At 61.4% G+C, this 24,732-nt stretch carries 22 protein-coding genes; 20 read left to right on the forward strand and 2 right to left on the reverse strand.

Annotation, left to right across the window (positions count from 1 at the left end):
• Positions 1 to 381 precede the first annotated feature (381 nt).
• Together T370_RS0115655 and T370_RS0115660 are read right to left on the reverse strand one after the other, a co-directional pair.
• Positions 382 to 1,164 (reverse strand): 16S rRNA (uracil(1498)-N(3))-methyltransferase, encoded by a 783-nt coding sequence (locus T370_RS0115655; RefSeq protein ID WP_029436269.1) that lies wholly within the window; start codon positions 1,162 to 1,164, stop codon positions 382 to 384.
• Between the two features lie 150 nt (positions 1,165 to 1,314).
• Positions 1,315 to 3,042 (reverse strand): hypothetical protein, encoded by a 1,728-nt coding sequence (locus tag T370_RS0115660; RefSeq protein ID WP_029436270.1) that lies wholly within the window; start codon positions 3,040 to 3,042, stop codon positions 1,315 to 1,317.
• Positions 3,043 to 3,419: 377 nt separating this feature from the next.
• On the opposite strand from T370_RS0115660, the gene T370_RS0115665 reads away from it, so the two are divergent.
• The 20 genes from T370_RS0115665 to lon all read left to right on the forward strand — a co-directional run bounded on the left by T370_RS0115665 (position 3,420) and on the right by lon (position 24,461).
• Complete coding sequence (locus T370_RS0115665; protein ID WP_005025813.1) at positions 3,420 to 4,601, forward strand: pyridoxal phosphate-dependent aminotransferase; 1,182 nt, start codon at positions 3,420 to 3,422, stop codon at positions 4,599 to 4,601.
• Between the two features lie 398 nt (positions 4,602 to 4,999).
• On the forward strand, positions 5,000 to 5,566 hold the full coding sequence (locus T370_RS0115675) for a YceD family protein (protein ID WP_005025812.1): 567 nt from the start codon (positions 5,000 to 5,002) through the stop codon (positions 5,564 to 5,566).
• Between the two features lie 115 nt (positions 5,567 to 5,681).
• Entirely contained in the window at positions 5,682 to 5,873 is a 192-nt protein-coding gene (gene rpmF, locus T370_RS0115680; RefSeq protein ID WP_005025810.1) for a 50S ribosomal protein L32, read from the forward strand.
• Complete coding sequence (plsX, locus tag T370_RS0115685) at positions 5,860 to 6,900, forward strand: phosphate acyltransferase PlsX (protein WP_005025808.1); 1,041 nt, start codon at positions 5,860 to 5,862, stop codon at positions 6,898 to 6,900. The genes rpmF and plsX overlap by 14 nt, the downstream gene beginning before the upstream one ends.
• A 27-nt stretch (positions 6,901 to 6,927) precedes the next feature.
• The gene (locus tag T370_RS0115690) at positions 6,928 to 7,932 is read left to right on the forward strand and encodes a beta-ketoacyl-ACP synthase III (RefSeq protein WP_029436272.1); all 1,005 of its coding nucleotides are present in this window, start codon (positions 6,928 to 6,930) and stop codon (positions 7,930 to 7,932) included.
• 82 nt (positions 7,933 to 8,014) lie between these two features.
• Entirely contained in the window at positions 8,015 to 8,758 is a 744-nt protein-coding gene (gene fabG / locus T370_RS0115695) for a 3-oxoacyl-[acyl-carrier-protein] reductase (RefSeq protein WP_005025804.1), read from the forward strand.
• 120 nt (positions 8,759 to 8,878) lie between these two features.
• Positions 8,879 to 9,112, forward strand: a complete 234-nt coding sequence (gene acpP / locus T370_RS0115700; protein ID WP_005025799.1) for an acyl carrier protein — start codon at positions 8,879 to 8,881, stop codon at positions 9,110 to 9,112.
• A 154-nt stretch (positions 9,113 to 9,266) separates the two neighbouring features.
• Complete coding sequence (gene fabF, locus T370_RS0115705) at positions 9,267 to 10,517, forward strand: beta-ketoacyl-ACP synthase II (protein ID WP_005025798.1); 1,251 nt, start codon at positions 9,267 to 9,269, stop codon at positions 10,515 to 10,517.
• Positions 10,518 to 10,573: 56 nt separating this feature from the next.
• Positions 10,574 to 11,812 carry a serine hydroxymethyltransferase gene (gene glyA, locus T370_RS0115710; RefSeq protein WP_029436273.1) on the forward strand — a complete coding sequence of 413 codons (1,239 nt, stop codon included), beginning with the start codon at positions 10,574 to 10,576 and terminating at the stop codon, positions 11,810 to 11,812.
• A 313-nt stretch (positions 11,813 to 12,125) separates the two neighbouring features.
• Complete coding sequence (locus T370_RS0115720; RefSeq protein ID WP_005025794.1) at positions 12,126 to 12,623, forward strand: deoxycytidylate deaminase; 498 nt, start codon at positions 12,126 to 12,128, stop codon at positions 12,621 to 12,623.
• Positions 12,620 to 13,759 (forward strand): bifunctional diaminohydroxyphosphoribosylaminopyrimidine deaminase/5-amino-6-(5-phosphoribosylamino)uracil reductase RibD, encoded by a 1,140-nt coding sequence (ribD, locus tag T370_RS0115725; protein WP_029436274.1) that lies wholly within the window; start codon positions 12,620 to 12,622, stop codon positions 13,757 to 13,759. The genes T370_RS0115720 and ribD overlap by 4 nt, the downstream gene beginning before the upstream one ends.
• Positions 13,744 to 14,406, forward strand: a complete 663-nt coding sequence (locus T370_RS0115730) for a riboflavin synthase (protein WP_005025791.1) — start codon at positions 13,744 to 13,746, stop codon at positions 14,404 to 14,406. Before ribD ends, T370_RS0115730 begins: the two co-directional genes overlap by 16 nt.
• Positions 14,407 to 14,434: 28 nt before the next feature.
• Complete coding sequence (locus T370_RS0115735) at positions 14,435 to 15,661, forward strand: bifunctional 3,4-dihydroxy-2-butanone-4-phosphate synthase/GTP cyclohydrolase II (protein WP_005025788.1); 1,227 nt, start codon at positions 14,435 to 14,437, stop codon at positions 15,659 to 15,661.
• 57 nt (positions 15,662 to 15,718) lie between these two features.
• Positions 15,719 to 16,189, forward strand: coding sequence for a 6,7-dimethyl-8-ribityllumazine synthase (gene ribH, locus T370_RS0115740; RefSeq protein ID WP_005025785.1), 471 nt, complete (start codon positions 15,719 to 15,721; stop codon positions 16,187 to 16,189).
• Positions 16,190 to 16,563: 374 nt separating this feature from the next.
• Positions 16,564 to 17,058 (forward strand): transcription antitermination factor NusB, encoded by a 495-nt coding sequence (nusB, locus tag T370_RS0115745; RefSeq protein WP_016360757.1) that lies wholly within the window; start codon positions 16,564 to 16,566, stop codon positions 17,056 to 17,058.
• 75 nt (positions 17,059 to 17,133) lie between these two features.
• Complete coding sequence (gene leuS / locus T370_RS0115750) at positions 17,134 to 19,644, forward strand: leucine--tRNA ligase (protein ID WP_009369166.1); 2,511 nt, start codon at positions 17,134 to 17,136, stop codon at positions 19,642 to 19,644.
• Positions 19,644 to 20,201, forward strand: a complete 558-nt coding sequence (gene lptE / locus T370_RS0115755; RefSeq protein WP_029436275.1) for an LPS assembly lipoprotein LptE — start codon at positions 19,644 to 19,646, stop codon at positions 20,199 to 20,201. Before leuS ends, lptE begins: the two co-directional genes overlap by 1 nt.
• 30 nt (positions 20,202 to 20,231) lie before the next feature.
• Positions 20,232 to 21,209, forward strand: a complete 978-nt coding sequence (holA, locus tag T370_RS0115760) for a DNA polymerase III subunit delta (protein ID WP_005025779.1) — start codon at positions 20,232 to 20,234, stop codon at positions 21,207 to 21,209.
• 67 nt (positions 21,210 to 21,276) lie between these two features.
• Positions 21,277 to 21,957, forward strand: a complete 681-nt coding sequence (locus tag T370_RS0115765; protein WP_029436276.1) for a JAB domain-containing protein — start codon at positions 21,277 to 21,279, stop codon at positions 21,955 to 21,957.
• 152 nt (positions 21,958 to 22,109) lie between these two features.
• Positions 22,110 to 24,461 (forward strand): endopeptidase La, encoded by a 2,352-nt coding sequence (gene lon, locus T370_RS0115770; RefSeq protein WP_227328169.1) that lies wholly within the window; start codon positions 22,110 to 22,112, stop codon positions 24,459 to 24,461.
• Positions 24,462 to 24,732: the final 271 nt, after the last annotated feature.

Consider the following 24,732-nt stretch of genomic DNA (forward strand, 5'->3'; position numbering starts at 1 on the left):
TTTTAGGGAATTGTCAAACTGCAGGAGCCCCCCGGCTTAGCCGGGGGATCACGTCAAGGATTTGACCTTATCGAATCCCTTATTGCAGAACGTGCGGAAATTTTCGGCTGTTTGAGTTGACGAGCATCCCACTGCCTTCCCGTTACCCAATGACAACAAAAATAATAACCACCCGCATAGCGGGTAGTTTATTGTTTCGACCGCCTCGCGCCCTCAACAAGCTGAAGCCCATAAAAAGAGAAGAGCCTCTTTTTTAAAGAGGCTCTTCCCAACAATACAGGAAAGCTGAAGTCAGGGATTCGATAAGGTCAAAAGTCTTTGAAGGTGGGGGTCCGGGGGAGGAAACTTTCTCCAGAAAGTTTCCTCCCCCGGTCTTCCTGCCTACTTCCCGCCAAGCTGGCGCTTCCACCAATGAAGGCCGAGACACAACACGGCGGCGGTCTCCCAACGTAAAACGCGCTCGCCAAGCGTCGCGGGCAGGAACCCCGCACGGGTGAGCTTCTCCACTTCCTGCGCCGTAAAGCCGCCTTCGGGACCGACCACGCAAAGAGTCCTGCCGGGCTGCCCCAGCGTATCCGGAGTCAGCGACATGACCGACTTGTGCCCGCTCTCGACAAGCACGTGCCGATGCTCACAGCCAAGCTCCTCGGCCAACGCGATGAGTTCGTCCACGCCGCCGGGCATGGTCCGCAACTCGGGCAGCCACGGATTGCGGCACTGCTTGGCTCCGGCGGCAAGCTGGCCTTGCCATGACCCCTTGATGTCCGAGGGCACGGGGAACTGGCTCCGCTCAGCCTGCCACAACCAGATCCCGCTGGCTTCAAACTCCACGGCCTTTTCCAGAATCCAGCCCCGGCGCGCGGCTTTTGTCCAGCCCGCCGCAAGGATGACCTTCGATTCCGGTTCGGGATACGTCCACTCGTCGAGAAGCCGCAGGGCCACGGCCTTGGCGTTCTTCTTGTAGGACAAAACCCTGAAACGCCCCTCGCGCCCCCTGCCGTCCAAAACGCGTACATCCTCACCCTCGCGGATGCGCAGCACGCGGGTCAGATGATGGCTCTCCGAGGCATCCAGCTCATAGGGCTCATGCCACAGATCGGGCTCCAGAAAAAACGTGCGCGCATCGGACCAGTCCGGCGGTTCGGGGATTTCGTTCTCTGCCATTATGTTTTCCTTCAAAAAAAGTCCGCGATACGCATACCGGGAACCGATATGGCGCCACGGGGAAACTCGCATCGGCGAAGGCGATTGTCAAATGCCCCTTCAAAAGAGACGCTCCCTTTTGGGAAGCGCCCCTGCTCTCCGAATACCCTGTTACCCTTCTGTAACAGGCTTTTGGCGGGACTTGCGGACCGACTCGAATTCGTCCCTGAGGCTGACAAGCCGCCGATAGTTCTTGCGTATCTCCACGCCGCCCTTGCTCAGCTTGTCGTCCGGGCAATTAATGTAGCGCCGGAGCAGGTAGCGGTCGTCCAATATCATTTCCATATAATGGAGCACGCTCAGCATCAGCGGTTCAAAATAGTTGCCGAGTTCGAATTTGAGATCCCGCAGCAGCTCGATCGCTTCGAGCAGCATACGGCCGTAGGTCAGCCGTTCCCCCTTGTAGTTCCGGGCAACGATATCCTCAAGATAGCGCACTGTGCGCGCCTGACGGATATAGGCGTATTTGCTCATCACTTCCTGCTTGAGATCGTGCAGGAGCGCGAACGCCTCTTGGTTTTCCGGATTTTTGAGGTAGGCGTCCAGTACCTTGGTGGTATTGTTGTAAAACTCTTCGCTGTACCCGATGATGCGGCGCTGATTCTTGGACAACCACGCGAACAGGAACTTGAGGCGCTTTTCGTCCGTATCCGTATTCTCCACCAGTTCATTGCGCTTGTAGACCGCACGGCCCACATACTCGCCGCGTACAATGTCGTTGAGGCGCAGAATCATGGTGCTGGTATCCTTGACCACATTCACGTCCGGCATCACACGTCCCGTAAGCGGGTGGATCAGCTCCTGCCGCTCGACGGAAAGGGCACGGTCCTGCCGCACGTTGTCCGCATTGTAACGGTGCTGCTTGTAGGAAATGCGGATGATCACCACGCGTTTTTCGGCGTCCACGAAAAAACCGCCCTCCTCGCACGCCCGGATCAAATCCTTCTGCTCAGGGTCGAGCTTCACAAGGGCGATTTTTTCAACACGCGGGTAGGGCCGGTTCTCTCCATTGTTCCAGATGGTCGTGATCGTCCGGTCGGACTGCCCGAGCACGCGCACCAAGAACCGCTCGCCGAGCTTGTGCAGACGCCGGGAAAAAAGCGCCGCCGAGGTCCGGCGTTCCGAGGAAATGGGAAAACCATACAGTTCCATCAAAAACTGGCAGACAAACGTACGGTTGCGTTCATACATTTCGTTGTCGCCGATCTTGAACTTGCCGGTGCGCAGCCCGAACCGCTTGATCTCGCCGTCCATGTCGGACGGGAATGAAGCGAAAAGCCCCGCGAGGTGGTAGTGCCCGTAGACGTCCGTGGCGAACACGTGGGCCCTATCCATCGCCAGCAGGTACGGCATCAGCGCGGGGTAATAATCAAGCACGGCGGTATCCACGCGCCGGAATTGATCACGGAAAGGATCCTGGAGTTTTTTGGGCAGACGGCTCAGGAACATCTGGACGTTGCGGGCGATGACGTGCGTTTCCAAAGGGCAGGAGGCGCCTTCCGCCGTGTTTACCGCGCTGAGGACCGGATGGAGGATGTCATATTGGAAAATTTCGCTGAAACTTTCCAGAGGCCGGGCGAACGCCACCATGGAAAAACCGGGAAGCCCCTTGTATTCCCACAATTCCGCCTCGAAAGACGGCAGAAGATCACGCGAGTCGACCAGCGGATAGTTTTCCGTTTCGCACCACGGTTTGAGCAGGCAGAACTTGACGTGTACCGCATCAAGAAAATGTTTGAGCGCTTCAAGATCCGTAATTTCGATGATATCAGAAAAAGAGTTGGTGTTCGACCAAGAAAAATCGCCGAGGGTGAACGCTTCTTTCCATAACAAAGACATGGTTGAACTCTCTTTCCGGCTTTGTGGACCAAGCCCCTGCCCGCGGAGCAAGGTCGCCTCTGTTCATACACGCCATACACGCTCATGGGTTTTACATAGTTTACCTATCAGAAATGCAAAAAAAATTCCACCCCTGATTTCGAAAAAAGACGGCTGCTCACCCGCGCGCACGGCCTTCTCGCCAGCGAAAAGAGTTTGTGCTTTCCGACACAAAAACAGGAAGCACCTCTCATGCCCCTTGGCATAGCGGCCTTTGATGGGGTATATAAAAAAATTCGCGGCATTGTTTTCATCCGTCAGGCCCACGCCGCACAACGCAGCCCGACCGCTGCACCCTCCGCAACACTTTCTCTCAGGTCATGAGACACGGAGCAGCCATGAGCATCATCAGCACCCAGATGAGTTCTTCCATCAAAAACGGCTCCTGGATCCGTCGCATGTTCGAAGCCGGCATCCAGCTCAAGCAGAAGTATGGCGACGACGCCGTATGCGATTTCAGCCTCGGGAACCCGGATCTCGCTCCCCCGCCCGCCGTTGGCAAGGCGCTGGCCGAATTCGTCAAGCACGTGGACGAACCGTTCAGCCTCGGCTACATGCCGAACAACGGGTTCGGCTGGGCCCGCGAAAAGCTCGCCGCCCACCTTTCCAAGGAACAGGGAGTAGAGCTCACGGCCAACGACGTCATCCTGACCTGCGGGGCCGCAGGCGCGCTCAACGTGATCTTCAGGACCGTTCTGGAACCCGGCGACGAAGTGCTCACCGTGACCCCCTATTTCGTGGAATACGGCTCCTATGTGGGCAACCACGGCGGTACGCTCAAGAAGGTCCCGACCTTGCCGGGCACCTTCGGGCTTGATCTGCCCGCCATTGAGGCGGCCATCACGCCCAAGACCCGCGCCATGATTATCAACTCGCCCCACAACCCCACCGGGACCGTCTATTCCCGCGAAGAGCTCGAAGGCCTGACCGCCATCCTCGCCAAGGCCTCCGAACGCAATGGCCGCCCGCTCTATCTCGTGGTCGACGAACCGTACCGTTTTCTGGCCTTCGACGGCGTGGAAGTGCCGAGCCTGCTGCCCATGTACCCCTACGCCGTTCTGGCAAGCTCCTTCTCCAAGAACCTGTGCCTCGCCGGTGAACGCGTCGGCTTCATCGCCCTGTCCCCGCTCTTCGCCGAACGCGCCGAACTCATGGGCGGCCTGACGCTCGCCAACCGTATCCTCGGCTTTGTGAACCCCCCGGTCGTGGGCCAGCATATCATGGCGGGCGCGCTCGGATCGCAGGTGGACGTGAACATTTATGCCCGCCGCCGCGAAATGATGGGCAACGTCCTCTCCGACGCGGGCTATGAATTCCAGATGCCCAAAGGCGCGTTTTATTTCTTCCCGAAGGCTCCCGGCGGCGACGACGTGGCCTTCGTCAACAAGCTCCTTGACGAACGCATCCTCGCCGTGCCCGGTTCCGGTTTCGGCGGCCCCGGCCACTTCCGCCTGGCGTTCTGCGTCGAGGACGAGGTCATCGCCCGCTCCGCCGAAGGCTTCAAGCGGGCCCGCGGGTAGGGAAGCCTTTTCGGGCGGCAAGGCAGCCGCCCGTTTCCCGCGGAACCCGGGAAAATGTCCACCGGGCACAGCCTCTTCATGGGTGCCCGATGGACGGATTCCGGCCTGCCGGAGGAATCATTTCCCCGGCCTGGCAATCAGCGTACCTTTCAATCTCATTCCCTCAAACGCCAGCGGGCTGGCCGCGGCTTTCCCCCGTTTTTCATCACCTTTCAAAAAAACACGCGGTCTCCCGTGCGTCCTGAGGGATATTTCAAGGGATTGGAAGCCACACCAGAACCTCCGGACGGGAACGTTTTCCCGTGGGGCGGCCTCCTTCGCTTTCCCCATCATGAACGCTCTCATAGTCTTGACACAAGCCGATCAACCGTGTAAGGAGTCCCGTTCACGAGGTTATCATGGCTGAACTACGGATTGCACTGAACAACATCGCCCCTGAAGGAAAGACGTTCGTTATGGACGATCCGGCCATCTGGTCGGTCCCCATGACGGAATGCGGTATGGATTGCCGCGTCGTCCAGCCTCTTGTGGGCACGGTTACGCTTCTTCCCCAGGAAGACGGCTGCCTTGTACGCGGCAACCTGAAGGGAGAGGTCGTCGTTCCCTGTAACCGTTGCGCCGAAGACGCCCACCTGATCATCGACAGCAGTTTCGACAGCTTCGAGCCGTTCCCACAGGCGGACGACGAGACGGAGCCGCGCAACGGCAAAGAAAAGCCGTTCGACAGCGAGGCCGACGAGCTCATCGTCAAGCTGGTGGACGGCGCGCCGGAGATCAATCTGGCCGGCCTGCTCTGGGAAGAGTTTGTGCTCGCCCTTCCGGTACGTCCTCTGTGCAAGCCTGATTGCAAGGGGTTGTGCCCCGACTGCGGGAAAAACCTTAACGAAGGTTCTTGCTCCTGCGTGCGGGACGAAGGCGATCCCCGTCTTGCGGCCCTCCGGGGTCTGAAAGTGAAAAAGAACTAGATTTTGCCGCCGAACCTTGTGTCTCCGGGCGTATTGGGCTATGCCATCCGGAGCCGCATCAACAGGCGACAGAGCCAAACCCTCGGCACCATGCCGAATCCTAAGGAGTGCCGTCATGGCCGTACAGCAAAATAAGAAGTCTCATTCCAAGAAGGGTATGCGCCGGTCCCACGATCGCGTGGCCACCCCCACCGTTGTGTACTGCACCTGCGGAGCCCCCACGGTTCCCCACGCTGCCTGCCCCAGCTGCGGCACCTACCGCGGTCGTCAGGTCGTCGAGCAGAAGACCGCCGATGAGCAGCAATAAGACCGTTATCGCCGTCGACGCCATGGGAGGCGATCTCGGTCCTTCCGTGGTCGTCCCCGGAGCGATTGAGGCCGCCCGCCAGACCGGAGCCAAAATTCTCCTTGTCGGGAACGAGGCTACACTTGACGGCGAACTGAACAGACTCTCCCCCTCGGGGGTGGATCTGGAAATCGTCCATGCCCCCGAAGTCGCGGGCATGGACGAAAAGCCTTCGGACATCCTGCGCCGGAAGAAGAACGCCTCCATCCAGGTCGCCTGCCGCCTTGTGCGCGACGGCGCGGCCCAAGGCGTTGTCAGCGCGGGTCACTCCGGAGCCTCCGTCGCGTGCGGCATGTTCATCATGGGCCGCATCCCCGGCGTGGAACGCCCCGCCCTCGCGTCGCTCCTCCCCACGGAAAAGGAACCCGTCGTCCTGCTGGACGTGGGTGCCACCGTCGATTGCAAGCCCTACAACATCTTTCAGTTCGGCCTGATGGGCGACGCCTTCGCCCGGGACATCCTCAATAAGGAATCCCCCCGCGTGGGCCTTCTCAGCATCGGCGAAGAGGAAGGCAAGGGCAACAGCCAGGTGAAAGAGGCGTACGAGCTGTTCAAAATGGCTCAGAACCTCAATTTCAGCGGCAATATCGAAGGGCGCGATCTCTTCACAGGCGAAATGGACGTGGCCGTCTGCGACGGTTTCGTCGGCAACGTGGCCCTGAAGCTCAGCGAAGGGTTGGGCCTGTCCCTGAGCCGCGTGCTCAAGCGCGAACTGCTCAATTCCGGCTTCCTGCCCAAGCTCGGCAGCCTGCTGGCCAAGTCCGCGTTCAGACGCTTCGCCAAAGTGGTGGACTACGCCGAATACGGCGGAGCCCCCTTGCTCGGCCTTCAGAACATCTCCATCGTCTGCCACGGCCGTTCCAATGCCAAGGCCATTTGCAACGCTACCCGCATGGCGACCCTGTTCGTCGAGAAAGAGACCAACAAGCGCCTGATGGAAACCATCTGCGCCAATGAGGAACTGACCCGTTTCGGCCGTTCCTGTTAGCCCTCCTCACAAACGCACGGACACCGCATGACAGCAATCCATATTCAAGGCTTGGGGACGTATGTTCCGACCAAGCGGATCACGAACGTCGACTTGATGTCGCTGGTGGACACCAACGACGAATGGATCGTCAGCAGGACCGGGATCAAGGCCCGGCACATGCTGGCGGACGACGAAAACGGCTCCGACGCGGGCACGGAAGCGGCGCTTAAAGCTCTTGAAGATGCCGGCATCGCGGCTGAAGACATCACGCATGTTCTGACGGCGACGTGTACGCCCGACTACCTGTGCCCGAGCACGGCCTGCATCATCAGCGGCAAAATCGGCTCGCACGGGGCGATGGCGTTCGACCTCAACGCGGCCTGCACCGGCTTCGTTTACGGCCTGGACGTGGCGAACAGCATCCTTGCCGGAAAGCCCGGGGCCAAAGTCCTGCTCGTGGGCTCGGAAGCCTTTACCCGCCGCCTGAATTGGGAAGACCGCACGACCTGCATCCTGTTCGGCGACGGCGCCGCGGCCGCCGTGCTGACGAACGGCGACGCCGGGACGCCCAAGCGGTGCCTGCCCTCGGCCCCCCGCCTCCGGGATGTCCGGTGCGGTGCGGACGGGCGGCAATATCCCCTGCTTACCGTCGGCGGCGGGACGAACCGCAACTACAAGCCCGGCGATCCGGTTCAGGACGATTTTTACCTCCAGATGCAGGGGCGTGAAGTCTTCAAGCAGGCTGTGCGCAGCCTTTCCGCCGTCTGCTCCGAACTGCTGGAGGACAACGGTCTGACGCTCGAAGACATCGACCTGTTCATTCCGCATCAGGCAAACCTCCGCATCATCGAAGCCGTGGGAGACCGCCTCAAGCTTGGAAGCGAAAAAATATTCGTCAACCTTGATGAATACGGCAACACGTCGGCGGCATCCATTCCGCTGGGTATCGGCGACGCCTGCGCGCAGGGCCGCATCCGCCCGGGGTCTCGCGTCTTGTTGAGCGCCTTCGGCGGAGGCTTCACGTGGGGAGCCGCATTGCTGGAGTTCTAGCCGCTTTTCCGGCCGGCATCCGTGTTGAATTCTGATTTCTTTTGAGCTACAAACAGCTGAATACAGCATCAAGGTGAGAGACATGAGCGAACAACTTTCCACCGCCCTCGTGACCGGCGGCTCCAGAGGTATCGGCAAGGCTATTGCGGAGACGCTGGCGAAGGCCGGATATCAGGTGTATCTCACCTATGTCAGCAAGGCTGATGAAGCTGAAGCCGTGGCCCGGAACATTGTGGCGGCGGGCGGAAAAGCCTGTGCCTTTCGCCTTGACGTCGCCGACGCCGAAGCGGTCGCGGCGTTCTTCAAAGAGCGTATCAAGGATCAGGTCGAGTTGGACGTGCTGGTCAACAACGCGGGCATCACCAAAGATGGCCTGATGTTGCGCATGAAAGACGAAGATTTTGACCGCGTCATCCAGACCAACCTGCGCGGCGCATTCGTCTGTGTCCGCGAGGCCGCCAAGATCATGACCCGCCAGCGTCACGGGCGGATCATCAATATCAGCTCCGTGGTCGGACAGATGGGCAATGCAGGGCAGATCAATTACGCTTCCGCCAAGGCGGGCCTCATCGGCCTGACCAAGTCCGCGGCCAAGGAGCTGGCCGGTCGTAACGTCACCGTCAACGCGGTCGCCCCCGGTTTCGTGGAAACCGATATGACCGCCAGCCTGCCCGATGACGTCCGCGCCGCCTATATTGATGCCATCCCCTTGAAACGTCTGGGAACGCCTCAGGACATCGCTGATGCCGTAGCTTTTCTGGCTTCGCCGGGAGCCGGATATATTACAGGACAGGTTATCGCCGTCAACGGCGGAATGTACTGTTAATCGCCGCGCCGCGTTTGCGGCGCGAACCGGCGGATTCCGTTTCGCGGAAGCGTCGACACAAGGAACGGGGCATTATGCCCCACTGCAACACAAAAAGAACAAAACCGGGAGGATTCCCCCATGTCCGTTGAAGAACAGGTCAAAAAGATCATCATGGAACAGCTTGGCGTGACCGCCGAAGAAGTGAAGCCCGAAGCCTCTTTCGTTGAAGACCTCGGTGCCGACTCCCTCGACCTCACCGAACTCATCATGGCCATGGAAGAAGCCTTTGACGTGGAAATCGCCGACGACGACGCCCAGAAGATCCTGAAGGTCAAGGACGCCATCTCCTACGTGCAGAACCACACGAACTAAGCCTCGTTTTGTTCGAAGCACGGGAAACGAGAGCGGAGACGGCGGCCCGCGCGGGCGTTGTTCCTTCCGTTCCTGTTGCGCCAGAGTATTCTACCGGGCGTCTTGTGATTCAAATCATAAGGCGCTCGACCACTTTTTGCTTCATGAGGGAATTATGAGCCGCAAACGCGTTGTTGTAACCGGTCTCTCTGCGCTGACGCCGCTCGGCGGCAACGTCACCGAAACCTGGGATAATCTTCTTGCGGGGAAGTCGGGCATCGGGCCCATCACCCTCTTTGACGCCTCCGGCTTTGATTCCCGCATTGCCGGCGAAGTCAAAGGGTTCGATCCTGAAGCCTACGGCGTTCCCGCCAAACAGGCTCGCCGTATGGACCGCTTCGTCCAGTTCGCCGTCGCCGCGGGCAACATGCTGGTGGAGCATTCCGGCCTCGTCATCAATGACGACAACGCCGGTCGGGTCAGCGTCATCCTCGGCGTGGGGCTCGGCGGCCTGCACACCATCGAAGTGTTCCACTCCCGCCTCGTCGAGGCCGGGCCGGGCAAGGTTTCCCCCTTCATGATCCCCATGCTGATCTCCAACATGGCCCCGGGCCAGCTTGCCATCGCCACGGGTGCCAAGGGCGCGAACATGGTGCTCACCAGCGCCTGCGCTTCGGGCACGCACGCCATCGGCGCGGCCTATACCGAGATCGTCATGGGCCGTTGCGACGCCTGCATCTCCGGCGGCGTGGAAGCGACCGTCACGCCCATGGGCATTTCCGGCTTTACCGCGCTGAAGGCGCTCTCCACGGCGCACAACGACGATCCCGAAAAGGCTTCCCGCCCCTTTGACAAGGACCGCGACGGCTTTGTCATGGGTGAAGGCGCGGGCCTGCTCATGCTGGAAAGCCTCGAGCACGCTCAGGCGCGCGGCGCGACCATCTACGCCGAAATCATAGGCGCGGGCTCGTCCGACGACGCCTTCCACATGACAGCTCCCCGCGACGACGGGGAAGGCATGATCGCCGCCATGCAGCGCGCCATCGCCGACGCGGGCGTCAGCCCCGACGTGGTGGACCACATCAACGCGCACGCCACCTCGACCCATCTCGGCGACATCTGCGAAACCGGCGCCGTCAAGCAGGTCTTCGGCGAACGCGCCTACCAGATTGCCATCTCCGCGACCAAGTCCCAGACCGGCCACCTGCTTGGGGCCGCAGGCGGCGTGGAGGCCGTGTTCTCCGTGCTTGCCCTGCATACCGGCTATGTCCCCGGCACGATCAACTATGAGACGCCCGATCCGGAATGCGACCTCAACTGCATGACCGACGGTGCCAAGAAGCTTGATCCGCAGTACGCGCTCTCGAACTCCTTCGGTTTCGGCGGTACGAACGGCAGCATCCTGTTCAAGAAATTCACGGCGTAACTCCCTTTTCAGGGGAACCACGCGGTTGCATCTCTAAACTCTCATCGGAGCGTCCAATGGACCATATTCTTCTTGAAGATCCCGAACTGGCACGCGCTTTCCTGCTGGAAAGCGATCGGCAGATGAGCAAGCTGGAGCTCATCGCCTCCGAAAACTTCGTCTCTTCCGCCGTTCGGGAAGCGCAGGGAAGCGTTTTCACGCATAAGTACGCCGAAGGTTATCCGGGCAAGCGGTACTACGGCGGCTGCGAATTCGTCGACATCGCCGAAAACCTTGCCATCGAGCGCGCCAAGCAGCTGTTCGGCTGCGACTACGTCAACGTGCAGCCCCACTCCGGCAGCCAGGCGAACATGGCTTCCTACTTCGCGCTGGCCAAACCAGGCGATACCATTCTGGGCATGAACCTGTCCCACGGCGGCCACCTGACGCACGGCAGCCCGGTGAACTTCTCCGGCCGCCTGTTCAACGTGGTTTCCTACGGCGTGGACAAGGACACCTGCCTCATCAACTATGAAGAAGTGCGCCGCCTCGCCCATGAGCACCGTCCCACGGTCATCGTGGCGGGCGCCAGCGCCTATCCCCGTACCATCGACTTCGCCAAGTTCCGCGCCATCGCCGACGAGGTGGATGCCAAGCTGTTCGTGGACATGGCCCATATCGCCGGCCTCGTTGCCGCCGGGCTCCATCCCACCCCCATCGGGCACGCCCACGTCACCACGACCACGACCCACAAGACCCTGCGCGGTCCTCGCGGCGGCATGATCCTGTCCGACGAATCCTTCGGCAAGACGCTCAACAGCCAGATCTTCCCCGGCATTCAGGGCGGCCCGCTCATGCACATCGTCGCTGCCAAGGCCGTGGCCTTCGGCGAAGCCCTGCGTCCCCGCTTCAAGGACTATCAGGCGCAGGTGCTCAGGAACACCGTGACGTTGGGCGAAGAGCTCAAGAACGCCAAGTTCAACCTCGTCTCCGGCGGCACGGACAACCATCTGCTGCTCGTCGACCTGACCAGCAAGGACATCACCGGCAAGGACGCCGAGCACGCCCTCGACGCCGCCGGCATCACCGTGAACAAGAACACCGTGCCTTTCGAGACCCGTTCCCCGTTCGTGACCTCCGGCATCCGCATCGGAACGCCCGCGCTCACGACCCGCGGTTTCCGCGAGCAGGACATGGTTAAGGTGGCGGGCTGGATCGACGCCGCCATCGCCAACGCCGGCAACGAAACCCGTCTCGCCGAGATCAGCAAGGAAGTGGCCGTGTTCGCGCGCCAGTTCCCGCTGTTCGCCTGGTAGACTTGCAGGGCTCTGCCCCGCACCCGCCGGGCTGCCGTCCGGACCTGCCCGGGGGGAATGATTCCCCCCGGCCCCCTCGGTAACGGATACGCGCCGTTTCCGAAGGGAGTATAAGCTGTTACTTGCTTCTTAAAAGCTCTTCAAACGGCGTTGCCGTTTGAAGAGCTGATAGGCGCCCCCTCTCGTGGCGTCTCCGTTTTCGCCGGGGTCCGGGGCGCGGCTCGCGCCCCGGGCGGGGTCAAGGGGCCGCGGCCCCTTGCCACCGGAGGCTCTCCCCATCCCCCGCTCTTTCATTTTACAGAAGGATACCGCTATGTCCCGCGTCGCTTGGCCCGACTACTTCATGAACATCGCCCACCTCGTGGCGGAGCGCTCGACCTGCCTGCGCCGCAGGGTCGGGGCCGTAGCCGTCAAGGACAAACGCATCCTCGCCACCGGCTATAACGGCGCACCGTCCAAGGTAGCGCATTGCCTCGATATCGGTTGCCTACGCGAACAGCTCGGCGTGCCTTCCGGCCAGCGGCATGAAATCTGCCGGGGCCTCCACGCGGAACAGAACGTCATCATCCAGGCGGCGGTGCACGGCATTTCCCTCGCCGGGGCCGAAGTCTACTGCACGCATCAGCCTTGCCTCATCTGCTCGAAAATGCTCATCAACTGCGGCATCACCAAAATCTGGTACGCATCGGGCTACCCGGACGAACTGGCCATGCAGATGCTGAACGAAGCGGACATCACGCTCGAACTCCTCCCCCTGCGCCCCACGCCGGATGGCTGCGGGCATACGGGCCCCTCGGGAGAAGGCGCATGAGCCACCCGTACGAATCGTTCATGCGGGAAGCCGCCGAACTCGCGGAGCGCGGCCGCTGGTCCGCCGCTCCCAATCCGACGGTGGGCGCCGTACTTGTCCGTGACGGTGTTGTCGTTGCCAGAGGCTGGCATACCGCTTACGGCAAGAGCCATGCGGAAGTGGAGTGCCTCAAGGACGCCGAAGCCAAAGGCGTCGATCCCTCGGCCTGCACCCTGGTCGTCACGCTGGAGCCCTGCAACCATCAAGGGCAAACCCCGCCCTGCACGGAAGCGGTGATCGCGGCGGGCATCCGCCACGTGGTCATCGGCCTGCGCGATCCCAACCCCAAGGCGGCGGGCGGCATGGAACGCCTTGCCGAAGCGGGCGTTGAAGTGGAAGCGGGCGTATGCGAGGAGCTGTGCCGGGATCTGGTCGCCGATTTTCTGATCTGGCAGACCACGAAACGCCCCTACGTCATGCTGAAACTCGCCATGACGCTGGACGGCCGCATCGCCACCCGTACCGGGCATTCCCGCTGGATCACCGGAGAAACGGCCCGCCATCAGGTGCACGAACTCCGCGCCAACGTGGGACGGGCCGGAGGCGCGATCCTCGTCGGCGGCAACACGCTCCATACCGATAATCCCTTGCTGACCGCAAGGCTTGATGATCCGGTCGAACGCCAGCCGCTGGCCGTGTCCATTTCCTCGCGCGTGCCCGCGCCCGATTCCCTGCTGCTGTTCAAGGAACGCCCCACGGAGACGATTTTCTTCACCACGGCGTCCGGAGCCGCCACGCCCCGCGCAGCCCAGCTCCGCGAGCGCGGCGTCCGCATCCGAGGCCTTGACCGCTGGAAAAGCGGCGAGGATCTTGTACAGATCCTTGAATACCTGCGTCAGGAAGCGGGCTGCCCCTACGTGCTGTGCGAAGGCGGAGGGCGCCTTGGCCTCTCGTTGCTGGAAGCCGGGCTCGTCGACGAATTTCATCTCCACATCGCGCCGAAAGTGCTTGGGGACAACGACGCGCGCCCGCTGTTCGACGGACGCACGCCCCTTGAACTGGACGAGGCGCTCTCACTGCGGCTGGTCCGCATGGAGCCCTGTGGAGAGGACGGACACCTCATATTCAGGCCGGTGCGCGCATGTTCACAGGCATAATCAACGGTCAGGGGAAAGTGCTGGCGGTGGAATCCCGTGGGCACGAGACCCGGTTTCGGATTCAGGCGCTTTACGACCTCGCGGACATTATTTTGGGCGAATCCATTGCCGTCAACGGAACGTGTCTTACAGTAGAAACGTCTGGTCCGAGCCTTTTTTCCGCCTATGCGTCCGCTGAAACCATGCAGCGCACGGCTCTCGGCCTGCTGAAACCCGGAGCCAAGGTCAACCTTGAACGGGCGCTTGCCGTGGGCGATCGCCTCGGCGGGCATATCGTCAGCGGGCATGTGGACTGTGTGGCTGAAATCCTGTCCGTGCGGCGGGAAGGCGAGTCGCGGCGCATCCGCATCGGTTTTCCCGCTTCTTTCGGAGCGGAAGTCATCGGGAAGGGCTCAGTGGCACTTGACGGCATCAGCCTGACAGTGAATGATTGCGGACCGGACTTTCTGGAAGTCAACGTCATCCCCGAAACATGGCGGGCAACGACGGTGGCCGAATGGGCTCCGGGCACGCGTATCAATATGGAAACCGACGTCATCGGCAAGTATGTCCGCCACATGGTGGCTCCCCACCTCGGCCTCGCCTCCGAGGAGGCGAAAGCAGGGAAACTGTCGGTTGAATTCCTGCGCGAAAACGGCTTTTTTTGAGGATCAACGAAGCTGAGGACTCTCTATTATGGCTATTTGCAGTGTTGAAGAAGCGGTGGAGGATATCCGGCAGGGCCGGATGATCATTCTTGTCGACGACGAAGATCGGGAAAACGAGGGTGACATCACCATCGCCGCCGAGCATGTGACGCCCGAGGCCATCAATTTCATGGCGAAATACGCCCGCGGCCTCATCTGCCTTCCGCTCGGCCCCAGCCTCGTGGACAAGCTGGATCTCCCGCTCATGACGCAGCGTAACGGCTCCAAATTCGGCACCAACTTCACGGTGTCCATCGAAGCCCGCAACGGCGTGACCACCGGCATTTCGGCGGCCGACCGCGCCCGCACCATCCTCGCCGCCGTGGCCGACGACGTCCGCCCCGAGGATCTGGTGACGCCCGGCCATGTGTTCCCGCTCCGTGCCCAGCCCGGCGGCGTGCTCACCCGCGCCGGACAGACGGAAGGCAGCGTGGACCTCGCCGTGCTCGCCGGATTGAAACCCGCCGCCGTCATCTGCGAAATCATGAAAGACGACGGGACGATGGCCCGTATGCCCGATCTGGAGAAATTCGCCGAAGAGCACAACCTCAAGATCGCCGCTGTGCGCGACCTCATCCGTTACCATCTGCGGCACGGCCAGCTCGGCGTGCGCCGCGTGGCCGAAACCAAGCTCCCCTCACGCTACGGCAACTTCACGATGATCGCCTATGAAAACGATATCAGCGCCGATACCCATGTCGCCATCGTCAAGGGCGACGTGTCCGAAAAGGGCGGCCCCGATCCCGTGCTCGTGCGCGTGCACAGCGAATGCCTGACCGGCGACGCGTTCGGTTCCCTGCGCTGCGACTGCGGCAACCAGCTTGCCGCCGCGCTGACCCGCATCGAAAAGGAAGGCCGGGGCGCGGTCATCTACATGCGTCAGGAAGGCCGGGGCATTGGCCTCGCCAACAAGCTGAAGGCCTATGCCCTTCAGGATCAGGGCTACGACACCGTTGAAGCCAACGAAAAGCTCGGCTTCAAGGCGGACCTCCGCGATTACGGCGTCGGCGCGCAGATCCTCCTTGATCTGGGCATCCGCAAGCTCCGCATCATGACCAACAACCCGCGCAAGATCGTCGGTCTGGAAGGCTACGGGATCGAAATCGTCGGCCGTGAGCCCATTGAGGTGGGTTGCTGCGCCACCAACGAAGAATATATGCGCACCAAGCAGGAAAAGATGGGGCACATGCTCCACGTTTCCGGCGACCGTAAGTAACGAACGGCGCGCCGCATCCCGAGATGCGGCGCCTTACCCCATACAGACGAGGCTCCCATGAACCAGATCAAGACCATCGACGGGCATCTCAACGCGGCGGATCTCAAATTCGCCATCCTTGCGACACGTTTCAACGATTTCATTGTGGACCGGCTCGTCGGCGGCGCGGTGGACTATCTGATCCGCCATGGCGGATCAGAGGAAAACCTGACCATCGTCCGCGTTCCCGGCGCCTTCGAAATGCCCCTCGCCTGCAAGAAGCTGGCGGCCTCCGGCAAATACGACGGCATCGTCGCCGTCGGCGCCGTCATCCGGGGCGGGACGCCTCATTTTGATTTCGTGGCGGCCGAAGCCACCAAGGGCCTTGCCCATGTGTCTCTCGAAAGCGGCGTGCCGGTGGGCTTCGGCCTGTTGACCACGGACAACATCGAGCAGGCCATCGAACGCGCGGGCACCAAGGCCGGAAACAAGGGCGTTGAAGCCGCCTCCGCCGTCCTTGAGACCGTCCGCGTATTGCAACAGATTTAGGACGGTACGCGGGAGGCGCTCATAAAAACGCCTCCCGCGCTTTCCCTCCGCGATCATTTTGCTTGGCGGGGAGGCCGTGCGGCGAGTGTTTCGCTGCATGGGGCCCTCTTCCGAAAAAACACCGGGCGTTGCAGTCCGTAACAAAGCGGCAAGCCCCCGGTAGGCTGTGGGAGCCATCCACAGCCGGAACGGTTCCCTCCGGATCCGGGGACATGCCCCGGCGGGTACGGAGCGGCTCCCTGCCGCAACGGACAGAGCCCGGTTCCCCAATGTTTTGTCGGCGGCGTTTTTTTCTCCGCTGCCGCGCTGTCTTCCGGGAAGCTCCCGGAAGTTCGTTTTTCCGGCATTCCATCACTTTTGCACGAGGCCATTTCATGTCCAAAAACAGACCCCATGCCCGCCGCGCCGCGCGTTCACGCGCGTTTCAGGTGTTGTACAGCCTGCAGTTCTCTCCCTCGACCACCCTCGGGGATGTCCGCACCGCGTTCCTCGAAATGCCCGATCCCACGGATGCGGACATGGACGAAAACGCCGAAACCCGCGAGGAAAAGCTGTACGGCTTCGCGTGGGAACTGGTGGAGGGCGTCTGGTCCAACGTCAAAAATCTCGACAGCGTCATCGAACGCTTCTCGCAGAACTGGCGCGTGGATCGGCTCGGCAAGATCGAGCTGACCCTGCTCCGTCTCGCCGTTTTCGAAATGCTGTACCGGGCTGACGTCCCGCCCAAGGTCGCCATCAACGAGGCGCTTGAACTGTCCACCCGTTTCGGCGACGCCAAGGCCAAGAGCTTCATCAACGGCATCCTCGACGCGGCGATCAAGGCTCAGGAAGCCGGTACGCTCACAGTTGCGGGCAAGGCCGACGCCTGATAGATTGGCGGGGTTTGACGCCAAGGCGGGCCGGAGTCGATCCGGCCCCCGATTATACAGCAATAAGGATCAGTCATGAGCAAGCCTAAGCGCTATGACCCGGCGGCCATCGAAACCAAATGGCAGTCCCGCTGGGAAAACGAAAAGACCTACGCCTGTCATGTCGACAAGGACAAAAAAAAATACTATGTGCTGGAAATGTTTCCCTATCCTTCGGGAAACCTGCACATGGGCCATGTACGTAACTACTCCATCGGCGACGTAGTGGCGCGTTTCAAGCGTATGCAGGGATTCAACGTCATGCATCCCATGGGATGGGACGCCTTCGGCCTGCCCGCCGAAAACGCCGCCATCAAGCATAACATCCATCCGAGCGTCTGGACGCACGCCAATATCGACAACATGCGCGCCCAGTTGAAGCGCCTCGGTTATTCCTATGACTGGGACCGTGAAGTCGCCACCTGCGATGAGCCCTACTACCGATGGGAGCAGCTTTTCTTCCTGCGCTGGCTGGAAAAGGGCCTCGTCTACCGCAAGAAAGCCTCTCAGAACTGGTGCCCGCACTGCAATACCGTGCTCGCCAACGAACAGGTCGTCGACGGCCTGTGCTGGCGCTGCGACACGCCCGTCGTCCAGAAGGAACTCACCCAGTGGTTCCTCAAGATCACGGATTACGCCGACGAACTGCTCGCCGACCTCTCCAAGCTCGAGGGCGGCTGGCCTGACCGCGTGCTCAGTATGCAGCGCAACTGGATCGGCAAGTCCGTGGGCGCGGAGATCACGTTCCCGCTGGAATCCGGCGAAGGCGACATCAAGGTGTTCACCACCCGCCCCGACACGGTGTTCGGCGTGACGTTCATGACGCTGGCCCCCGAGCATCCGCTCGTCGAGTCGCTCATCAGCGGCAAGCCCAACGAAGCTGAAGCCCGCGCCTTTATCGAGCGGACCCACAACATGGACCGCATCGACCGCCAGTCCGACAGCCTCGAAAAAGAAGGCGTCTTCACCGGCTCCTACTGCCTCAACCCCTTCACGGGCCGTCAGGTTCCGATCTGGCTCGGCAACTTCGTCCTTGCCGAATACGGCACCGGCGCGGTTATGGCCGTGCCCGCCCACGACCAGCGCGACTTCGACTTCTCCAAGAAGTACGGCATGGAGCGCATCGTGGTTATCCAGCCCGAAGGCGAAGCGCCGCTCACTCCCGAAAATCTGACCGAAGCCTATACCGCTCCCGGCGTGCTCGTGAACTCCGGCGAATTCGACGGCCTGCCCAACGAAGACGCCAAGAAGGCCATCGCCGACGCGCTGGAAGCGTCCGGCAAGGGCAAGCGCACCACCAACTGGCGCCTCCGCGACTGGAATATTTCCCGCCAGCGTTACTGGGGTGCGCCCATCCCGGTGGTCTATTGCGACACGTGCGGCATGGTTCCCGTGCCCGAAGACCAGCTCCCGGTCCGCCTGCCGCTGGACGTGCAGACGCACACGGACGGCAAGTCTCCCCTGCCCCACACGCCCGAATTCTACAACTGCACCTGCCCGAAGTGCGGCGGTGCGGCCAAGCGCGAAACCGACACGATGGACACCTTTGTTGAATCCTCGTGGTACTTCGCCCGCTATACCGACGCCCGCAACGACAAGGCTCCCTTCGACATGGAAGCCCTGCGCTACTGGCTGTCCGTGGACCAGTACATCGGCGGCGTGGAGCACGCCATCCTGCATCTGCTCTATGCCCGCTTCTTCACCAAGGTGCTGCGCGATCTCGGCTACTTCCCCAAGGAGATCGACGAGCCTTTCGCCAACCTGCTCACGCAGGGCATGGTTCTGAAGGACGGCAGCAAGATGTCCAAGTCCAAGGGCAACACCGTCGATCCCACGGAAATGATAGCCAAGTACGGCGCGGACACCGTCCGCCTGTTCTGCCTGTTCGCCGCGCCGCCGGAACGCGACTTCGACTGGAGCGATACCGGCATTGAAGGGGCTTCCCGTTTCCTCAACCGTATCTGGCGCCTGTACGCCGATACCTGCGAAGTCCTGTCTCCCGTGGGGGCCTGCTCCTCCACCGCCGCCGACGCGACGACTGCGGCAGCCAAGGAAGTCCGCCTCAAGGAACACCTCACCGTCAAGAAAGCCGGTGAGGACATCGGCAACCGTTATCAGTTCAACACCGCTATTGCGGCGATCATGGAACTGGTCAACGCGCTGTACCTCGCCAAGGACGAACTCGCCACGACGGAAGAAGGCCGTAAGGTACTGTCCTCCGCCATGGCGACCGTGCTGACGCTTCTGGCCCCCATCACCCCGCACGTGTGCGAGGAATTGTGGGAAGACCTCGGCCATGCCCGGAGCATCGATCAGGAGCCCTGGCCGGTATGGAAGGAAGACGCCTTGCAGCGCGACGTGCTCACCGTGGTCATCCAGATCAACGGCAAGCTGCGCGGCAAGATCGAAGTACCCGCCTCCGCTTCCAAGGAAGAGGTGGAACAGCTCGCCCTTACCGAACAGAACATCGTCCGCCACCTCGAAGGGCTCACGGTCCGCAAGGTTGTGGTCATTCCCGGCAAACTCGTCAACGTGGTGGCCAACTGATGAACAGACCGCATCCGGCTTCGGCACATGCAGGGTATGGACGCCTGTACAGGCTTGCGGCGGGACTGCTGAGCGGACTCCTCGTCTGCCTGATGCTGACCGGGTGCGGCTATGTCTGGCGCGGTCAGGAAGGCTCCCTGTCCGAAAACAGCGTGCTCGGCAACGGTTCCAAGACGCTCAAAATCAAAAGCGTGGAACAGACCTCGCTCTACCCGTGGCTGACCTATCAGGTCCGCTCGCTGGTACGGGACGACATCAACGCCCGGAACCTGGCGAAGTGGGTGGATGACGGACAGGCTGACTATACCCTGACCGTGCGTATCCCCAGTTTCAAGGTCCGCAGCTACGGCCAGTACAGAAGCGCCTCGCAACTGTATACGGCTACCATCAGCATAGAATTCATCGTCTATGATGGAAAGACCAATACGGAAGTCTGGCGTTCGGGAAGCATCTTTTACGAGGAAAACTATGAGAATGCCAACGAGGAATCGGCCATCAAGTCCATCCTCGAGATGGCCGTGCGCCGTTGCATGGACGCCTTGCAGCAACGTTTCTGACCTGACGGGACAAGGCCGTCGCTTTCGCCTATGACGACACGACCGGGTTTCAGCTTTTGCATATGCCCAGACGGGAAGCTCCTCCGCCAGCAGGTGGAGGAGCTTCTTGGTGCCCATCCCGATGCGGGACGGGAGCGGCATGTTTTCTGGGGCGACGACGAACTGCCGCCCAAATTCTGGGAGATCCTCACGCTCCAGGGGCTTTTTTCCACGTCGCGGGTTCTGGTGATGCGCAATGCCCACGCCCTGACCGCCGATGTCTGGAAACGCCTTTCCGCCGCGCTCTCCCGCCCCAATCCTCAAACATGGCCCCTGTTTTGCCTTGAGGTCGCGTGGGAGAAGGGGCAGCCCAAAATCCCCGCGCATATCGCCAAACTGCCCTGCTTTACCTTTGCCGATGCCAAGGGGTGGATCTGGCGTTCCCCCGGGCTGGAGCCCCGCTCGCTCCGCCGCCACATCCAGATACGTTCCAAGGCGCTGGGGCTGGATTTGGAACCGGGCTGCGTGGACATTCTCGCCGAAACGCTCCTCCCTGACGCCGCCGCCGTGGACGCGGAACTGAGCAAGCTCCAGCTGCTGGCGGGCGGAAAACCGCTGACGCAGGAACAAGCCCGCAGCGTCAGCCCGACGACCGAATTCAACGTATTCGCGTTCCTGCGCCAGCTTCAGGCGGGGCAGACCGCTTCCGTCTGGAAAAGCATCCTTGAGGAACAAGCCAAGGGCGAGGAACCGCTTTTCTATCTGCTCGCCATGCTCCAGCGCGAGGCACGCCAGCTCTGGCAAATCCTTGCCGGGGAACAGGTCCGCATGGGCCCGTCCGATCAGCAGGCCAAACAGCAGACGGCCTCCCGCCTCGGCGCCGCCGGGCTCGCCAAGCTCTGGGACGCCATGCACACCGCCGAACTTTCCGTCAAATCGGGAAGGCGCTCCCCCAGCCAGGCGCTGGATGCCCTCATGGGCGATCTGACGCTGCTTTTCACGCCCGCGCAACGCCGTTCCCCCCGCTGACGTTCTTTTTCATTTCTCATGGATCATCCGGGCTTTTCCCCTTGCTTACCCCGCAGGACTGCTTATTATGTCAACTGATACACCCCACTACGCCGGACATCGTGCCCGGCTGCGCGAGCGTCTTCTCAAAGACAGCACCGCGCTTGCCGATTATGAAATATTGGAACTCTTGCTGGGCTATGCGCTTTTGCGGCGGGATACCAAACCGCTCGCCAAAGAATTGCTCTCCCGGTTCGGGAGTATCCGCGGCGTGTTGGACGCATTGCCCGCCGAGATGCAGCAAGTGGGCGGCGTGGGTGAAGGTGTCGCGGCCCTTCGGCTCCTGCTTCGGGAAATGATGGCGCGCTACGCCGAAGCGCCGATGCGGGAACGGAAAGTTTTGTGTACGCCCCGCGACGTGGCGCAAATGGTGATCCCCCGGCTGTCCGGTTCTCCCCACGAGGAACTCTGGACAGCTACCGTCGATGCCCAAAACCGCCTGCTCACTTGGGAGCGGCTGGCGCGGGGGACGGTAGGCATGGTTCCGTGTTATCCGAGGGACATTTTGGAGCGGGTGCTCCAGTGCAAGGCAAGCGGCTTCTTTCTGGTGCACAACCATCCCGGAGGGACGCCGAAGGCTTCGCCCGAGGACATTGAGATGACGAGGAACATCCAGCGCATCGCCACCAGCATGGGGCTGCGCCTGCTCGATCACCTCATCGTAGGCGACGGCGCCTGTTACAGCATACGAGAGGACGGACTGCTCTGAACCACGGGTTCTCCACCGTACTACCTTTTGAGGATACAGCCATGACGTTTGATTCTGATAACGACAACGACGAAAAAAAAGAGGAAACTCCCGCCCGCCGTCGGCGGAGGCCGGCCCGGCGCCGTGTCCCCGCCCAAATACAAGACGAGCAGATGGATGCCTCTGAAGACGTTACGCCGGAACTGCAGGAAATCCCATCCACCATGCCCTTGCTTCCCCTCCGGGACGTGGTGGTCTTCAACTATATGATCGTGCCCCTGTTCGTGGGGCGCGAACAGTCCGTGCAGGCCGTGGAAGCCGCCGCGACGCACGGTCGCCATATTTTCCTCTGCGCCCAAAAAGACGGGCAGGTGGACAACCCCAAAGCGGACGATCTCTACCCGGTCGGCTCCGTAGCGCTCATCCTGCGTCTGCTCAAGATGCCCGACGGGCGCATCAAGGCGCTGGTGCAGGGGGTATCGCGCGCCCGCCTCGTCGACCTGAACGAGAGCGGCCCCTACCTGTCCGCCAACGTTGAGCTTATGCCCGAGCCGGAAGCCGTCGCGCCCGAATCGGAACAGGAAGCGCTTATCCGCTTCGCGCGCGAACAGTGCGAGCGTATCCTGTCCCTGCGCGGCATCCCCACCGGGGACATCATGGGCGTCCTCAGCAATGTGAACGAACCCGGACGCCTTTCCGATCTCATCGCCGCCAACCTGCGGCTCAAGATGGAGGAAGCGCAGGAAATCCTCCAGTGCATCGATCCGATGGATCGCCTGCGCCTCATCATCACGCATCTGGTGCATGAGTCCGAAGTGGCGACCATGCAGATCAAGATCCAGACCTCGGCCCGCGAAGGCATGGACAAGGCGCAGAAGGAATATTACCTGCGCGAACAGCTCAAGGCCATCCGCAAGGAATTGGGCGACGGCCCCGACGCCGACGAGGAACTGGAAGACATCACCAAGGCCATCGAAAAGGCCGGGCTTCCCGCCGACGTGCGCAAAGAAGCCGACAAGCAGCTCAAGCGGCTCGCCACGATGCACGGCGACTCGGCGGAAGCCAGCGTCGTACGCACCTATCTCGACTGGCTGGCGGAATTGCCGTGGAAAAAGATGTCCAAGGATCAGCTTGATATCGTCAAGGCCAAAGACGTGCTGGACGAGGATCACTACGGGCTGACCAAGATCAAGGACCGCATCCTTGAATACCTCAGCGTCCGCAAGCTCAATCCCGACTCCAAGGGGCCCATCCTCTGCTTTGCGGGCCCTCCCGGCGTGGGCAAGACCTCGCTCGGCCGCTCCATCGCAAGGGCATTGGGGCGCAAGTTCCAGCGCATCTCCCTCGGCGGAATGCGCGACGAGGCAGAAATCCGCGGGCATCGGCGCACGTACATCGGAGCCATGCCGGGCCGCATCATTCAGGCGATGAAGCAGGCCGGGACCCGCAACCCGGTCATCATCCTCGATGAAATCGACAAGCTCGGCAACGACTTCCGGGGCGATCCGTCTTCGGCTCTCCTGGAAGCCCTGGATCCGGAACAGAACTTCAACTTCAGCGATCATTACCTGAACGTACCGTTCGATCTCTCCAAGGTGCTGTTCATCTGCACGGCGAACCATCTGGAGAACATCCCCGGCCCGCTCCGCGACCGTCTGGAGATCATTTCCCTGCCCGGCTATACGCAGCAGGAAAAGCTGGCCATTGCCCGCAAGTACATCCTTCCCAAGGAAATGCACGAAAACGGGTTGAAGGACCGCGAACTGACCTTGCCCGATGCGGCGATGAACCGCATCATCCGCGAGTACACCCGTGAGGCGGGCCTGCGTAACCTTGAGCGCGAAATCGGGACCGTCTGCCGCAAGATCGCACGGCGGAAAGCGGAAGGAAGCAAGCCTCCATTCCGTGTGACGGCAGCCGGGCTTCCCAGGCTCCTCGGCGCGCCGATCTTTATCGACGACGAAGCCGAACGTAAGCTCATCCCCGGCGTGGCCCTTGGCCTCGCGTGGACGCCCGCCGGCGGCGAAATCCTCTACATCGAGGTTTCCGCGATCAAGGGCAAGGGCGGGCTCACGCTGACGGGCCAGCTTGGGGACGTAATGAAGGAAAGCGCGCAAGCCGCATTGACCTATGCCCGCGCCAAGGCCGACGAGCTCGGCATTGCGCCCGACTTCGCCGAGCACACGGACATCCATATCCATGTGCCCGCCGGGGCCACCCCCAAGGATGGCCCCTCAGCCGGGGTTACGCTGGTGACGGCGCTCATCTCCGCGCTGACCGGAAAGACCGTGCGCGGCGACATCTGCATGACGGGCGAAATCACCCTGCGCGGGCGCGTCCTGCCCGTGGGCGGCATCAAGGAAAAGGTGCTCGCCGGGGTTGCGCGCGGCATCGGCCACGTCATCCTCCCCGCCAAGAACCAGAAGGATCTGGAAGAAATCCCGCAGGAGCTCCGCCGCAAGATCGTCGTCCACACCGTGGACAGCATCGACGACGTCCTCCCGCTCGTGTTTGAAAAGAAGTAAAAGCGATTGGGGAAGGGAGGGAAAACGTTTCTGAAGAAAGGGGGAGTTCCCCCACGCTTTTCCCTCCATTCCCTAAACCTGAAAACAACGGATTACGTTCTTACATAAAAAAGGACCGGCTTGACATAAGCCGGTCCTTTTTGCCTTTTCAGACTCGCCATCCAGCGCCGTTTCTCCATCATCAGGGTAAACCGTAAGCAGGGATTCGATAAAGATGGAAGTCTTTGGGGTGGAGGGATGGGGGTGTGGGGGAAGGGAGGAGGCCCTTTCT

It is taken from the genome of Bilophila wadsworthia ATCC 49260, assembly GCF_000701705.1.
GTDB lineage: Bacteria > Desulfobacterota > Desulfovibrionia > Desulfovibrionales > Desulfovibrionaceae > Bilophila > Bilophila wadsworthia.

Bases quoted from the DNA above. Each gene is read 5' to 3' on its own strand.
- T370_RS0115655 (WP_029436269.1), bottom strand. From the start codon at position 1,164: ATGGCAGAGAACGAAATCCCCGAACCGCCGGACTGGTCCGATGCGCGC.
- T370_RS0115660 (WP_029436270.1), bottom strand. From the start codon at position 3,042: ATGTCTTTGTTATGGAAAGAAGCGTTCACCCTCGGCGATTTTTCTTGG.
- T370_RS0115665 (WP_005025813.1), top strand. From the start codon at position 3,420: ATGAGCATCATCAGCACCCAGATGAGTTCTTCCATCAAAAACGGCTCC.
- T370_RS0115675 (WP_005025812.1), top strand. From the start codon at position 5,000: ATGGCTGAACTACGGATTGCACTGAACAACATCGCCCCTGAAGGAAAG.
- rpmF (WP_005025810.1), top strand. From the start codon at position 5,682: ATGGCCGTACAGCAAAATAAGAAGTCTCATTCCAAGAAGGGTATGCGC.
- plsX (WP_005025808.1), top strand. From the start codon at position 5,860: ATGAGCAGCAATAAGACCGTTATCGCCGTCGACGCCATGGGAGGCGAT.
- T370_RS0115690 (WP_029436272.1), top strand. From the start codon at position 6,928: ATGACAGCAATCCATATTCAAGGCTTGGGGACGTATGTTCCGACCAAG.
- fabG (WP_005025804.1), top strand. From the start codon at position 8,015: ATGAGCGAACAACTTTCCACCGCCCTCGTGACCGGCGGCTCCAGAGGT.
- acpP (WP_005025799.1), top strand. From the start codon at position 8,879: ATGTCCGTTGAAGAACAGGTCAAAAAGATCATCATGGAACAGCTTGGC.
- fabF (WP_005025798.1), top strand. From the start codon at position 9,267: ATGAGCCGCAAACGCGTTGTTGTAACCGGTCTCTCTGCGCTGACGCCG.
- glyA (WP_029436273.1), top strand. From the start codon at position 10,574: ATGGACCATATTCTTCTTGAAGATCCCGAACTGGCACGCGCTTTCCTG.
- T370_RS0115720 (WP_005025794.1), top strand. From the start codon at position 12,126: ATGTCCCGCGTCGCTTGGCCCGACTACTTCATGAACATCGCCCACCTC.
- ribD (WP_029436274.1), top strand. From the start codon at position 12,620: ATGAGCCACCCGTACGAATCGTTCATGCGGGAAGCCGCCGAACTCGCG.
- T370_RS0115730 (WP_005025791.1), top strand. From the start codon at position 13,744: ATGTTCACAGGCATAATCAACGGTCAGGGGAAAGTGCTGGCGGTGGAA.
- T370_RS0115735 (WP_005025788.1), top strand. From the start codon at position 14,435: ATGGCTATTTGCAGTGTTGAAGAAGCGGTGGAGGATATCCGGCAGGGC.
- ribH (WP_005025785.1), top strand. From the start codon at position 15,719: ATGAACCAGATCAAGACCATCGACGGGCATCTCAACGCGGCGGATCTC.
- nusB (WP_016360757.1), top strand. From the start codon at position 16,564: ATGTCCAAAAACAGACCCCATGCCCGCCGCGCCGCGCGTTCACGCGCG.
- leuS (WP_009369166.1), top strand. From the start codon at position 17,134: ATGAGCAAGCCTAAGCGCTATGACCCGGCGGCCATCGAAACCAAATGG.
- lptE (WP_029436275.1), top strand. From the start codon at position 19,644: ATGAACAGACCGCATCCGGCTTCGGCACATGCAGGGTATGGACGCCTG.
- holA (WP_005025779.1), top strand. From the start codon at position 20,232: ATGACGACACGACCGGGTTTCAGCTTTTGCATATGCCCAGACGGGAAG.
- T370_RS0115765 (WP_029436276.1), top strand. From the start codon at position 21,277: ATGTCAACTGATACACCCCACTACGCCGGACATCGTGCCCGGCTGCGC.
- lon (WP_227328169.1), top strand. From the start codon at position 22,110: ATGGATGCCTCTGAAGACGTTACGCCGGAACTGCAGGAAATCCCATCC.